This is a genomic window from uncultured Polaribacter sp., from assembly GCF_947500975.1.
Classification (GTDB): domain Bacteria; phylum Bacteroidota; class Bacteroidia; order Flavobacteriales; family Flavobacteriaceae; genus Polaribacter.
The window spans coordinates 140,582-154,991 of the sequence record NZ_CANMUE010000008.1 but is presented as its reverse complement, the minus strand read 5'-3'; the positions used below and the strand labels follow the sequence as shown (position 1 = coordinate 154,991).

The following is a 14,410-nucleotide window of genomic DNA, read 5'->3' as shown; positions in this document are numbered from 1 at the left end:
AATATATTTTTATTTTGCTTGTTTAGTAGTTAAATGAAACTCTTCATAGATTTGTAATAAGCTCATTAAAGCAGTAATTAAATCTTTTGTTTCTAATAAAACACTAAAGTATAAAGTTGTATTTTTAGGGCTCGTTTCATCAGTTCTAATTCTTGCAACTTGTTTTTCAATAGATTCAGATACATCTAATAATAACTCTTTCTTTTCAATTAAAACAGCATCTAAATCATCAAAAGTTCTATTTTGGAATATATTACTTATTTTAATTAGTAAAGAAGATAATTTGTTGTCAATTGCTTTTAAATCTTTTAACTGGCCTTTCTTTAAGTTTTTATGATTGTTATTTACGTGTTTATAACTAGCTCTAGAAATATAACTAATAGATTGCGCAGCATCTTGTAAATATCCTAATACTTCTATATAAAACTTACTTGCTTGTACAGAGGTTTCATCTAAAGATTTAATAAAATAGAAAACACCATCTTTAAGTCCATCTATTTCATCATTTAATTTTGCTACGTGTTTATCCGTTTTACGTAGTTTATTTAAATCATGATTTGCTAAATCGTTTACAACATTTGTATACAATTTATTTACACGAGTTGCTACTATAGAAATATGATCAGCACTTTCTTCAATAACTCCATTAATTGTTATTAAATCTGCTCTTTCTATATATTCTTGTTTTTTTACTTCTTTAGATTTTTTTCTATGAACTAAAGTATTTCTTCCAATTAAAAGTGCAACTACTATTAATAACACAGGAATCATAACCATATGCCAACTAATTAAATAAGCAATTACAGCAGCTGCTAAAAATGCAGTAATTGCAGTTAAAAACCAACCTCCAACAACATTAATTACACCAGCAACTCTATAAACCGCACTTTCTCTACCCCAAGCTCTATCTGCTAAAGATGTACCCATGGCAACCATAAAAGTTACATATGTGGTAGATAATGGTAGTTTCATAGAGGTAGCTATTGAGATTAAAATACCAGCAACAATTAAGTTAACTGATGCTCTAATTAAATCAAAAGCTGGTAGTTCGTATGTTTTATCTTTAGGCAATTTTATAATAGGTTTTTGAAATTTAGAATCGATAAAGGCTAAGGTAGATTTAGGAATTATGTAGCTAATTCCGGTATTAATACCCATTGCAGCTCTAACAACAACTCTTGATAATTGATTGGGTTGAAATTTTTCATGACCTTCTCCTTGCCTAGATAAATCGATACCAGTTTTTATAACGTTTTGAGCCTTGCTAGAAGTCCATAAAGTAACTACCATAATTCCACCAGCCAATAATAACAACCATACATTTGATGGTACTTTTTCTGCTAAAATTTCCATAGAAAAAGCATCAGCTGCAATTCCAGAAGCTTCCCAAGCTTGGTAAGAATTCCAAGCCGCAATTGGTACTCCAACAAAGTTTACTAAATCGTTTCCAGAGAATGCCATTGCTAAAGAAAATGTACCAACTCCAATAATTAATTTTAAAATATTTATTTTAAATGCTTTTATTAAAATTTGAGAAATTAAAGACCAAGCAACAAAACTTCCTGCAATAATTAACAAAGTGTTTCCTTCAATTAAATGTTTTACATCACTATAAAAAGGAGTTCCTTTCATTCCTTTAATTATAATAAAATAAGTAATTGCAGTAATTGCAAAACCACCAAATAATGCGTTAATATAAGTGGCTCTTTTTTCAAAATTAAAAGAATAAATTAACCTTGAAATAAACTGTACTATTGCTCCTACGGAGAATGCAACAGCAACTGAAAGAAGTATTCCGTTTATAATTTGGATTGCTTTTTTATGGTTGATATAATTCCAAATATCTGAAATTGAATGAGCGTCATTTGCAGATATTTTAATTAAAGAAATACAAACCGCAGCCCCTAACAGTTCAAAAACAATAGAAACTGTTGTTGAGGTTGGCATACCTAAAGAATTAAAGATGTCTAACAACAAAATATCGGTAATCATTACTGCCATAAAAATGAACATAATGTCTTGGAACATAAACATATTAGGATTAAAAATTCCTTTACGTGCAACTTCCATCATACCGCTAGAAGTTATTGCCCCAAAGAACACACCTAAACTAGCAATCATCATAATATTTTTTACTGATATTGCTTTTGAGCCAATGGCCGAATTTAAAAAATTTACAGCATCATTACTAACTCCTACAACTAAGTCTACAATAGCTAAAACAGCTAAAGCGACTAACATTAAAATATATGGATCTCCCATTTTGTTCTATTAAATTAGGTCTTGCAAATTTACAACATAAAAAATTACGAATGTTATGTTTACGTTATATTAATACTCATTAAAAATGCATACAAATATGTAAAATATAAAGCAACTGGGTTGTTTTAAAATCTTTTTTTAAAATTTAATATTAGATCTAATCTTCTGATTTTTAAATAAATTTCTTTTTATTATTTACTGAAAATTAAAATAAGGTTAAGAATTATTTTTATTTAACATTTAGGTAATGTTTCCGTAACGCAAACGTAATTTACAGCTAACATAATGTTTACAAAGTTAGTAGACTTTTGCGGTGTTAAATAGAAATAAAAAATGAAAAAAATTTTATACATTACTTTACTTTTAATGTGTCAACTTATAGTAGCGCAAAGCAAAGGGACTTTAAAAGGAATATTAACAGATAAAGAATCTAATAATGATCCTTTACCATTTGCAAACGTAATATTGAAAGGAACATCAATTGGAACAACAACTGATTTTGATGGTATTTATAATTTAAAAATAGAAGAAGGAAGTCATACGGTGATTTTTAGTTTTTTAGGTTATAAATCTGTAGAAAAATCAATTACAATTATTGCAGGTAAAACATTAACTATCAATCAAGTAATGTCTGCAGAAGAAGGTGTGGCTTTAGATGATATTGTTATTAAGGCAACAACAAGTAAAGAGAAATTAAGTGCATTATTATTAGAACAGAAGAAAGCAGTTTCAATTAAAACTACTATTGGAGCGCAAGAACTAGCAATAAAAGGAGTGTCAGATGCAGAGGGTGCCGTAACCAAAACAGCTGGTGTGTCTAAGAGTTCTAAAAACGTTGTTGTTAGAGGTTTAGGAGATAGATATAATTCTACCACTTTAAATGGTTTGCCTTTACCATCAGAAGACCCTGAGTATAAAAATATTTCTTTAGATTTTTTTGATACAGGGATTATTAAAAATATTGAAGTAAATAAAGTTTTTACATCCGATTTAAATGGCGATGTTGGTGGTGCAAATATCAATATTGTTTCTAAAGAGTTGGTTAAAAAAAACTTATTAAATTTAAGTGTTTCTCTTGGTGCAAATACACAAACAATTTCTAAAGAGTTTTTAACAATAGATGGTACAAATAGATTTGGCACACAAAATATAGGAATTCCTGTAAATGATTTAACACAATATTCTTTTGATAATTCTTGGAATCCTAGAAATCAAAATTTACAACTAAACAACAGTTTTTCTTTTGCTAAAGGAAAAAAATATGACATTGGACAAGATGTTTTAAGCATTTTTGTAATTGGTGGCTTTGACGGAAAATATAATTTTTTAGATGGTACCATCAAGCAAACAACAAGTTCTGGTGATGTTTTTCAGAATCAAACTTTTTCAAAGTATGAATATAATGTTTCTCAAATGTTAATGGCTAATTTGCGTTACAAGTTTGAGGAAGGGCATAATATTATATTTAATCATTTATTTATTCATAAGAACAAACAATCTATTGGAGACTATTTAGGGTTTAATAATCCTGAGCAAGATGGAGATTTAGAGTTTCAAAGAAGGCAACAAACTAATAATAATGAGTTGTATGTGAATCAATTAATCACTAATTATAAATTTTCTGAACGTTTAAATTTAGAAGCTAAAGGATCTTTAAATTTTATTAGAGGTAATGAGCCGGACAGAAGAACTAATAAATATCTATTTAGAGATGATTATTACAGTCCGCAAACAAGTTCTGCTGGAGAAAACGAACGTTATTTTTCTAAACTTGAAGAAAATGATTATGCCTCAAAAGTAAAGTTATCATACAAATTAAATGATGATGAAGATGATATTAGTATTGTAGAATTTGGAGGAGATTACAGATATACAGAACGTTTGTTTTCTGCAACTATTTTTAATCATGATTTTTCAAGCAGGTTTGCCATTGATATTGATAATCCAGATTTAATTTTTAATCAATCATCAATTGATACTAATATTTTTGAACTAGAAACAGGAAGAGGTAATGCAAGTAATCCTAATGCTTTTATTCCTTTTACTTATAGAGGTAAAAGACAAATATTTGGTGCTTTTGGTAATGTAGTTTACCAATTAAATGATAATTTGGTAGCCTCTTTAGGTGCAAGATTCGAAAAAATTCAACAAAGAGTTACTTATAATACTAATATTGCGCAATCTACTGTTGATGGCGTTTCTAATTTAGATAGAACTTATGTTTTACCAAGTTTTAATGTAAAATATAATTTTAATGAAAATAGTATTTTTAGAATTGCAGGAAGCCAGACTTATACATTTCCTCAATTTAAAGAAACAGCACCATTTAAATATCAAGATATAAGTTTTTCATCTCAAGGAAATCCAGATTTAAAACCTTCCGATAATTATAATTTTGATGCAAAATATGAATATTATTTTTCTTCATCAGAATTAATAACACTTACTGGTTTTTACAAGTATATTCAAAACCCAATTGCAAGAAGTGAGATTCCTTCTGGAGGAAATACATTAACATATTTAAATGTTGGTAATGATGCTAGTGTTTATGGATTTGAGCTTGAAGCAAGAAAAAATCTATACGAAATTGAAGATAAAGATTTAAAAATTACTGGAGGGCTAAATACTTCTGTTTTGGTTTCTAATGTTAATTTAGATGAAAACTCTGTTGCTCAGTTTACAAATACAACAAGTGATTTAGAAGGCGCAACCCCTTTTTTAATGAATGCAGATATTTCTATCAACAAAAAATACAATAACAATACTTTTATTTCATCATTAGTTTTTAACTATTTCAGTGAAAGAGTTTATTCTATTGGTACTAGAGGTTTTGAAAATGTTTTAGAAAAAGGAATAGCAACTTTAGATTTGGTTTCTTCTTATAATTTTAATAAAAATTACAGCATAAAATTAAAAGCTACCAACTTATTAAATCCAGATTTTCAATTGTCAAGAGTTGGTTTTAATGGGGAGAATAATGTAGTATTAAGTAATTATAAAAAAGGTGTTAATCTAAGTTTAGGATTTTCTTATAATTTCTAAGTTTTAATCGTTTTTAATAACAAATCTTTAAAATTTAGATAAGATAAAAGAAACGTTTAAAGCGCAACTTTGTAAGAGATAATCAAACAATTAATTAAGTAAAAAAATTAAACAAAATTTTAAAAAATGAAAAATTCAATTTTAACAATCTTAGCAGTTACTACTTTAGTATTTTCAAGTTGTTCTCTAAGTGACGATGACAATGTAACAGTTATTGAAAGTGAGGTAAGTGCACAAAATTTAGCAGGTAATTTAACTTCGGATTTAACATTACAATCTGGTGTAGCTCATAATTTAACAGGAGCTTTATTAGTAAAAGAGGGCGCAACTTTAACTATAGAAGCTGGTACAACAATTAATGCATTAGCAGGTGGTACAGATGTATATATTTTAGTAGAAAAAGGAGGTAAAATAATTGCTGATGGAACTGAAGAAAACCCAATTAAAATTACATCTAGTGCAACAGTTGCAAGTGCTGGTGATTGGGGAGGAATTATCATAAATGGTAATGCGCCTTTAAGTCGTCAATCTGGTTCAGAAAGTAATGCAGCCACAGAAGTTAAAAATTCAATTTTATTTGGTGGTGATGTAACTGATGACAATTCAGGAATTTTAAACTATGTAATTTTAGAATATACAGGAGCAAGAATTGATGATGAAGCTGAACACAATGGTTTAACTTTAAACGGAGTTGGTTCTGGTACAACATTATCTAATATTGCTATTTTAAATGGAGATGATGATGGAATCGAATTTTTTGGAGGAACTGTAAACGCTTCAAATATTTTGGTAGTAAATGCTAAAGATGATATGTTCGATTTTACACAAGGTTATGTAGGAACTTGTACAAATTTATACGGAATTAGAGAAAATGGATATACAGCAGTAACTTCTGATCCAAGAGGAATTGAAGCTGATGGAAATTTAGATGGAAATTCTCCTTCAGATATTAACGAATCTAATTTTATAATTAATGGAGTTACCATAATAAATAATGCAGATGGTGTTCAAATGTCTGATGGAATTAAAATTAGAAGAGATGCAACTGCAACAATTACAAACGCTTATTTAGAGTTAGGTTCAGGAGCAACGTTTAGTGATGTAATAGATTTACAAGATAGTAAAAGTGATGCTACAGAAAATACATCTATATCTGCAGTTGCAAATACTGCAAATGATTTAGATATTACAGATGTAAAAAACACAACAATAGGTGGAGCTACTATTTCTTTAGAAGAAGGAACAACAGGTGGTGCTGACAAAACAGTGTTTGCTTGGACAGGATACAATTTCTAAACCTAGAAAATAAAGTTCATAAAAAAAGCAGGCTTTTAGCCTGCTTTTTTTATGAACTTATAATTTTTTTATCTGTTATAAGCAACTTTAGAGTCGGTTTTCCAATTGTTCATACTTACAACAATATTATTGTCATAATTAATTTCTTTTAGCTCGTCTTTGTTCCAAATAAACCATTTACCAACTTTTTTACCTTTTTGGTAAAACGCAGTTTGGGTTTTATTTCCTTTTTTGTCAAAACGTGTCCACTCTCCAGTTATTTTTTTATCTTTAAAAAAGCCTTCAGTTTTTATGCTACCATCTTCGTAATAATAAGTTGCTTTTATTAAATCTCCTTCAACTTTATAAGTAGGTTTTTGATCTTGAGAAAAACCAACAAAACTCAAACTAAAAAATGCGATTAAAATTAAGTTTTTCATATGTGTAATTTTTAAAATTATTATTTTATTTACACAAATATAAACATTTAATTACAATTACCAAACATTTTGGTAACATTAAATTAACATTGAAAAATTAAAATTGTTCTTAGTACTAATGTTTTTTAAAATTAAGGGCATAAAAAACAGGTCTAAAAACCTGTTTTTCAAATATTTATTTAATTTTTTATGCTTTTTTATCTTTACAACAAGCCATTTTACAATCTTTTTTACATTCCATTTTATTTTCTTTCATATCACATTTTTCTTTGCAATTATCAGAACAGGCATGTGCTTTTATCTTAACAGAAGTTTCAGAAGCTTTATATAGATCTCCACCTGCAATTCCATCAATAAAAGCAATTAAATCTTTTTTTGATGTTGTATTGGCATCAAATTCAATATTTGCAATACTATCTTTAAAAACAACTTTAGCGTTTAAAACACCGCCTTTTTTTGTTAATTTAGATTGAATGGTTTTTGCACAACCAATTTCACAAGTCATTCCAGAAATTGCTAAAGAAACATTTTGTTTGTTAACAGCTAAAGTTTCTTTTTTTATTTCTTTAGTTACTTCTTTTTTACATCCTGTTAAAACAAAACATGATATGGCAATTATTGCTAGTATATTTTTAATTTTCATCATTTTATATTATTAGATTATTGTACAAATTTATTAATAAAATAGTATTGAGTTTAAATAATTAACTGATTTTTGTGTAAAAATTAACCTGCTTATGAATACTCAGCAAAAAAAATGGTTGTATTTGATCTTACTTTCATTGGTTTGGGGAAGCTCATTTATTTTAATGAAAAAAGCATTAATTGGTTTAACACCAATTCAATTAGGTGCTTTAAGAGTTCTTATTGCAAGCCTATTTTTATTAATAATAGGTTTTAAATCATTAAAAGAAATTAAGAGAAGACATTATAAGTATATTGTTTCTACAGCGCTTTTAGGTACATTTATTCCTGTATTTTTATTTGCATATGCTGTTTCTGGTATTGATAGTTCTATTACCTCAATTTTAAATTCTTTAACTCCTTTTAATACTTTTATTGTGGGTGCTTTAGCATTTGGTTTTACGTTTAAAAAGAAACAATTATTGGGCATTTTTATTGGTTTAATAGGTACCGTTTTACTAATTTTAAAAGGTGCAGATTTAAATCCAAATCAAAATTATTGGTTTTCAATTTTGGTAATAACCGCTTCAATAGGCTATGCTTTTAATGTAAATATTGTAAAAAAACATTTAAGTGATATAAGTGCTTTGAGTATTGTAGCAGGTAATTTTTTGATCTTAATTATTCCATCACTTTTAGTACTATTATCTACTGATTTTTTTGTGTCATTTGAATTTTCAGAATCAAAATTAACAGCTTTAGCTTATATTTCTATTTTAGCAATTTTTGGTACAGGAATTGCAAAAATATTTTATAATAAAATGGTGCATTTAGCATCGCCCATATTTGCATCTTCAGTTACTTATTTAATACCAATTGTTGCCGTTTTTTGGGGGATTTTAGATGGTGAAAAACTAAGTTTTATTCAATTAATTGCAGGTGCAGTTATTTTAATTGGCGTGTATTTGGTTAATAAAGAGAAATAATTACTAATAAAAAAACATTTATTTGCTTGATTTTGATGTAATTATTTTTAATAAATCATATTGTTTGATTGTAAAAAAGGTGTATATTTGCACCCGCATTTTCAACAAGAAATTGCAAAATAATAAGTATAATTACGCAAAACTAATAGTATGTACGCAATCGTAGAGATAGCAGGGCAGCAGTTTAAAGTTGCAAAAGACCAAAAAGTTTACGTTCATCGTTTACAAGGGGAAGAAGGATCAAAAGTTACTTTTGATAACGTTCTTTTACTTGATAATGGTGGAAATGTAACTATTGGCGCCCCAGCTATAGAAGGAGCTTCAGTAACAGCTCAAATCTTAAGTCACTTAAAAGGTGATAAAGTAATCGTTTTCAAAAAGAAAAGAAGAAAAGGATACAAAAAGAAAAATGGACACAGACAGTATTTAAGTGAGATTCAAATTGAATCTATAGCAGCTTCTGGTACTAAAAAAGCTGCTCCAAAAAAAGCGGAAGCTAAAGTAGAGGCTCCTAAAGCAAAAAAAGCAACAAAAACTAAAGCTGACGATTTAAAGAAAATTGAAGGTGCAGGACCTAAAGCTGCTGAAGCTTTAGTAAATGCAGGTTTAGATACTTTTGCTAAAGTAGCTAAAGCAGATCCAGCTAAATTGAGTGAAATCTTAACTGAAGCAAGTTCTAGATTATCTCATTTAGTAACTACTACTTGGCCAAAACAAGCAGGTTTAGCTGCTGAAGGTAAGTGGGACGAATTAAAAGAATTACAAGATAGATTAGATGGTGGAATTGAAAAATAATTTCAATCACTAATTTAACTTTAACCTATAAAAACTCAAGAAAATGGCACATAAAAAAGGTGTAGGTAGTTCGAAGAATGGTAGAGAATCAGAATCGAAACGACTAGGGGTAAAAATATTTGGAGGACAAGCTGCAATAGCAGGTAATATTATTGTTCGTCAAAGAGGAACAACTCACAATCCAGGAGAAAACGTTTACATGGGTAAAGATCATACTTTACATGCAAAGGTTGATGGTGTTGTTGAGTTTAGAAAGAAAAAAGACAACAGGTCTTATGTTTCTATAACTCCATTTGAAGCTTAAAATAATAAGCTAAAAGCATAAAAAAAAGCTCAAACATTTACTTGTTTGAGCTTTTTTCTCGTTTTAAAGAAATCCATTTTGTACTTTTACCATTATGAAATTCCTGTATAATTTCACAGTTTTTTTAGCGTCACTATTTTTAAAAGTAGTGGCAATCTTCAATGAAAAAATAAAACTTTTTGTTGATGGAAGAAAAGAAACATTTGATAAACTTTCTATTTTAAAAAAAGAAGATAAAATTATCTGGTTTCATGCAGCTTCTTTGGGTGAATTTGAACAAGCCAGGCCTATTATTGAAGAAATAAAAAAAAGCTATTCTTCCTATAAAATATTAGTTACTTTCTTCTCTCCTTCAGGATATGAAATTCGTAAAAATTATAATTTAGCAAATGTAATTTGTTACTTGCCTTTAGATTCAAAATCGAATGCAAAAAAGTTTATTGAAGAGGTAAATCCTACTTTAGCAATTTTTATAAAATATGAGTTTTGGCCCAGTTTTTTAAACGAATTAAAACTACAAAAGATTCCAACAATATTGGTTTCAGGAATTTTGAGAGAAAATCAAATTTTCTTTAAATTTTATGGCGGATTTATGCGTAAATCGTTACAAGCTTTTCACCACTTTTTTGTGCAAAATCAAAAATCAAAAGAATTATTAGAAAGTATTAATTTTAATAATGTTACAGTTTCTGGTGATACACGTTTTGATAGAGTTTCTAAAATTTTAGAACAAGATAATTCTCTAGATTTTATAAACGAATTTAAAAACAATACCTACACAATTGTTGCAGGAAGCACATGGCAAGAAGATGAAGAATTGTTGGTAAATTACATAAATAATGATGCATCAGAAAATGAGAAATTTATAATTGCGCCACATAATATTAAGCAAGATGCAATTTTAGATTTACAGAAATCTATCAACAAAAAAACAGTTTTGTATTCCGAAAAAATAAATAAAGATTTATCAAAATATCAAGTTTTTATAATTGATACCATAGGAATTTTAACTAAAATTTACGCTGCTGCAGATGTAGCTTATGTTGGTGGAGGTTTAAAAACAGGCTTACATAATATTTTAGAACCAGCAACTTTTGGAATTCCTGTTATTATAGGCGATAAATATGACAAATTTAAAGAAGCAGTAGATTTGGTGAAGATTGGTGGTTGTATTTCGGTTCAAAATCAAGAAGAATTTACTAAGAGTTTAATTGATTTAAAAATTGAAGAAGGAGAAAGAAAATTAACAGGAGCTATTAATAAAAGATATATTAAAGATAATCTTGGAGCAACAAAAATAATTATGAATTATTTAAAAGATAAAACTTAAATTAAATGTCAATTCGGGTGATTTCGATTTTTTAGCGAAATTGTATCAAAAAAAAAATGAATAAATTATGGATTTTATATTACAACCTTGGGCTTGGTTTATAGGTGGGCCATTAATAGCAGTTTCGCTATTCTTATATTTTTATTTTGGACAAAATTTTGGGGCATCTACAAATTTTGAAACCCTTTGTACAATGGCAGGAGCTGGTAAAGTTTCTGACTATTTTAAAAAAGATTGGAAACAACGTGATTTTGCGTTATTATTTGTAATTGGATTAATTATTGGTGGATTCATATCTGCAACATATTTAATTCCAAATACAAACATAGATTTAAACCCAAAAACAGTTCAAGAACTTACAAATTTAGGTTTTTCAAATGTTGGTAATCAATATTTTCCTGATGAAATTTTTGGCAACGATGTTATCTTTTCATTAAAGGGATTTTTAATTCTTTTAATTTCAGGATTACTAATTGGTTTTGGAACACGTTATGCCGGTGGTTGTACTTCTGGTCATGCAATTACAGGTTTAAGTAGTTTGCAATTACCATCTTTACTTGCTGTTATTGGCTTTTTTATTGGTGGCATTATTGCTACATGGTTTGTAATTCCTTTAATTTTTTAAGTTATGAAAAACATCAAATTTTTAATATTAGGAATTTTTTTCGCAATTGTTTTAAGTAAAACACAAGCTATTTCTTGGTATCGCTTTTACGAAATGTTTAAATTTCAATCTTTTCATATGTTTGGTATTATTGGCGGAGCGGTTGTAATTTCTGCTGTTTTTATGCAGTTATTTAAAAGCGGAAAAATAAAAGATATCAACGGAAATAAAATAGTACCAAAACCGAAGAAAAAAGGCTTTATAAGTACCGTTTTTGGAGGGACACTTTTTGGCTTAGGTTGGGGGATTTCAGGGGCTTGTGCAGCTCCAATTTTTGTAATCTTTGGGTTTCAATTAATACCAGCATTAATTTTATTATTTGGTGCACTTTTAGGGGCATTTTTCTATGGATTAATAAGTAAGAGATTACCAAATTAAATGAGCAAATTAACAGATAGTTTTGGCAGGCGAATAGAATATGTGCGATTAGCAGTTACAGATCGTTGTAATTTGCGTTGCCAATATTGTATGCCAGCTCATGGTATTGATATTGTACCAAGGCAAGAATTACTGACCTTTAAAGAAATGTATCGTTTAATTCGTGTGCTAACAGAACTAGGTGTTAAAAAAGTACGTTTAACAGGAGGTGAGCCTTTTGTTAGAAAAGATTTTGTAGATTTTTTAGAAATGTTGTCTTTTAATGATTTGTTAGATGAAATCAATATCACAACAAATGGCGCATTAATTTCTCAACATATTTCAACCATTGAAAATCTTGAAAAGGTAAAAAAAATAAATTTAAGTATTGATAGTTTAAATGCTGACAAATTTGCAAAAATTACAAGAAGAGATGTTTTTCCTGAAGTTTATAAAACGTTTGAATTATTAGAAAAAAGTAGTTTAGACCTAAAATTAAATGTGGTTGTACAATCTGGTTTTAATACCGATGAAATTACAGATTTTGTAAGATTAACAAAAGATAAAAACGTTGCTGTTCGTTTTATTGAAGAAATGCCTTTTAACGGAAAAGGGCAACGAGAAATGAAAGAGAATTGGACATTAAAAAAGATTTTAGAAGAAATAAAAACGGAGTTTATAGTTGAGGAAATTCAATCCGAAAAATCATCTACTTCAAGAAATTATAAAATAGATAATCACTTGGGTACTATTGGAATTATTCCTGCTTTTACAAGAACTATTTGTAATGATTGTAATCGAATTAGAATTACAAGTACAGGTACTTTTAAAAACTGTTTGTTTGATGATGGCGTTTTTAATTTAAGAGATTTTATAAGAAACGGTGCTTCTAATGAAGATCTAAAAGAACTCTTTTTAAGTTTGATAAAAGAAAAACCAGAAAACGGATTTATAGCAGAAGCAAATCGTAAAAAAGGAAATGTTTCTGAAAGTATGAGTACAATTGGAGGGTAAGTTCAACAAAACAGTTAGACAAATAAACGATTCACATTTTTAAATAATGATTTCAGTAGAAAAAGCCTTAGAAACAGTTTTAAATTCAACTCAAAATTTTGGAGTTGAAGAAATCTCGTTTATAAAATCTGTAGGTAGAATTTTAAAAGAAGATATTCTTGCAGATAGAGATTTCCCGCCTTTTAACAGAGTTTCTATGGATGGAATTACAATTGATTATGAATCATTTAAAAACGGACAAAAAAGCTTTAAAATAGAAGGTATTCAAGCTGCAGGAAGTGAGCAAATGACACTTCAAAATTCTGAAAATTGTATAGAAGTAATGACAGGCGCAGTTTTACCAAATAATGCAAATACTGTTATTCGTTATGAAGATCTTACGATAGAAAATGGAGTAGCAACTATCAATATTAATTTGATTAATGAAGGGCAAAACATACATAATAAAGGGAAAGATGGTAAAGTTGGCGATTTATTAATCAAAAAAACCACCAAAATATCGGCAGCAGAAATAGGGGTTTTGGCTACTGTAGGTAAATCATTTGTAAAAGTAGCAAAACAGCCAAAAGTGATTATTATATCAACAGGCGATGAATTGGTTGCTGTTGATCAAATTCCGTTAGAACATCAAATAAGAAGAAGCAATGTTTTTACATTGGTTTCGTTATTAGAAAAATTAAATATTCCATCTGAAACAGCGCATATTACTGATGATAAAATTGTTTTAAAATCTAAAATTGAAAGATATTTAAAAGAATATGATGTATTACTTTTTAGCGGAGCAGTTAGTAAAGGAAAGTTTGATTTTTTACCAGAAGTTTTTGAAGAATTAGAAGTAAAAAAACTCTTTCATAAAGTAGCGCAAAGACCAGGTAAACCATTTTGGTTTGGACATAAATCATCTTTGGATACTGATAAACTCAAGGAGAATAAATACCAAAAAAACACAATTGTGTTCGGTTTTCCTGGAAACCCAATTTCTACTTTTGTAAATTGTTTGGCGTATTTTTATCCTTGGTATTATAAATTAGTAGGACTAGATGTAGAAAAAGAAACTGCAATTTTAAACGCCGATGTCACTTTTAAACCAAATTTAGACTACTTTTTACAAGTAAAATTAAGTTACAAATTTGGGCATTTAATCGCAACTCCAATTATCGGAAATGGTTCTGGAGATTTAGCTAGTTTGGTGCATACAGATGCTTTTATTCAATTACCAAATGATAAAAATGAGTTTAAAAAAGGAGAAGTTTTTCCAATTTTAAGATATAGATAATTATAATTTTAAATGTTTAGTTTTGAGTGTTAAATTTAAAA

At 28.3% G+C, this 14,410-nt stretch carries 13 protein-coding genes; 10 read left to right on the top strand and 3 right to left on the bottom strand.

Features of this window, described 5'->3' with window-relative positions; genetic code table 11:
• Positions 1–9 precede the first annotated feature (9 nt).
• On the bottom strand, positions 10–2,262 hold the full coding sequence (locus Q0733_RS10435; RefSeq protein ID WP_298782157.1) for an inorganic phosphate transporter: 2,253 nt from the start codon (positions 2,260–2,262) through the stop codon (positions 10–12).
• Positions 2,263–2,595: 333 nt separating this feature from the next.
• Here Q0733_RS10435 and Q0733_RS10430 point away from each other — a divergent pair, with 333 nt between their 5' ends.
• Together Q0733_RS10430 and Q0733_RS10425 are read left to right on the top strand one after the other, a co-directional pair.
• Positions 2,596–5,304 (top strand): TonB-dependent receptor, encoded by a 2,709-nt coding sequence (locus Q0733_RS10430; protein WP_298782156.1) that lies wholly within the window; start codon positions 2,596–2,598, stop codon positions 5,302–5,304.
• Positions 5,305–5,430: 126 nt separating this feature from the next.
• Positions 5,431–6,600: a hypothetical protein gene (locus Q0733_RS10425; RefSeq protein WP_298782155.1), complete on the top strand. Its 1,170-nt coding sequence runs from the start codon at positions 5,431–5,433 to the stop codon at positions 6,598–6,600.
• 68 nt (positions 6,601–6,668) lie between these two features.
• Here the strand turns inward: Q0733_RS10425 and Q0733_RS10420 are convergent, their stop codons facing one another.
• Together Q0733_RS10420 and Q0733_RS10415 are read right to left on the bottom strand one after the other, a co-directional pair.
• Positions 6,669–7,019, bottom strand: coding sequence for a nicotinic acid mononucleotide adenyltransferase (locus Q0733_RS10420; protein WP_298782154.1), 351 nt, complete (start codon positions 7,017–7,019; stop codon positions 6,669–6,671).
• 187 nt (positions 7,020–7,206) lie between these two features.
• Positions 7,207–7,665 (bottom strand): cation transporter, encoded by a 459-nt coding sequence (locus tag Q0733_RS10415; protein WP_298782153.1) that lies wholly within the window; start codon positions 7,663–7,665, stop codon positions 7,207–7,209.
• A 91-nt stretch (positions 7,666–7,756) separates the two neighbouring features.
• Here Q0733_RS10415 and Q0733_RS10410 point away from each other — a divergent pair, with 91 nt between their 5' ends.
• The 8 genes from Q0733_RS10410 (at position 7,757) to Q0733_RS10375 (ending at position 14,369) form a co-directional block, all read left to right on the top strand.
• Positions 7,757–8,629 carry a DMT family transporter gene (locus Q0733_RS10410; RefSeq protein ID WP_298782151.1) on the top strand — a complete coding sequence of 291 codons (873 nt, stop codon included), beginning with the start codon at positions 7,757–7,759 and terminating at the stop codon, positions 8,627–8,629.
• 150 nt (positions 8,630–8,779) lie between these two features.
• Positions 8,780–9,424 (top strand): 50S ribosomal protein L21, encoded by a 645-nt coding sequence (gene rplU / locus Q0733_RS10405; protein ID WP_298782150.1) that lies wholly within the window; start codon positions 8,780–8,782, stop codon positions 9,422–9,424.
• Positions 9,425–9,467: 43 nt separating this feature from the next.
• Positions 9,468–9,728 (top strand): 50S ribosomal protein L27, encoded by a 261-nt coding sequence (gene rpmA / locus Q0733_RS10400; protein ID WP_036782547.1) that lies wholly within the window; start codon positions 9,468–9,470, stop codon positions 9,726–9,728.
• A gap of 94 nt (positions 9,729–9,822) precedes the next feature.
• The gene (locus tag Q0733_RS10395) at positions 9,823–11,058 is read left to right on the top strand and encodes a glycosyltransferase N-terminal domain-containing protein (protein ID WP_298782149.1); all 1,236 of its coding nucleotides are present in this window, start codon (positions 9,823–9,825) and stop codon (positions 11,056–11,058) included.
• Positions 11,059–11,125: 67 nt separating this feature from the next.
• Positions 11,126–11,683 (top strand): YeeE/YedE thiosulfate transporter family protein, encoded by a 558-nt coding sequence (locus Q0733_RS10390; RefSeq protein WP_298782148.1) that lies wholly within the window; start codon positions 11,126–11,128, stop codon positions 11,681–11,683.
• Positions 11,684–11,686: 3 nt separating this feature from the next.
• A complete protein-coding gene (locus Q0733_RS10385) occupies positions 11,687–12,100 on the top strand; it encodes a YeeE/YedE thiosulfate transporter family protein (protein ID WP_298782147.1) in 414 nt (137 codons plus the stop codon).
• Positions 12,101–13,093, top strand: a complete 993-nt coding sequence (moaA, locus tag Q0733_RS10380; protein WP_298782146.1) for a GTP 3',8-cyclase MoaA — start codon at positions 12,101–12,103, stop codon at positions 13,091–13,093.
• A gap of 46 nt (positions 13,094–13,139) precedes the next feature.
• Entirely contained in the window at positions 13,140–14,369 is a 1,230-nt protein-coding gene (locus tag Q0733_RS10375) for a molybdopterin molybdotransferase MoeA (RefSeq protein ID WP_298782145.1), read from the top strand.
• The last annotated feature ends 41 nt before the right edge of the window (positions 14,370–14,410 follow it).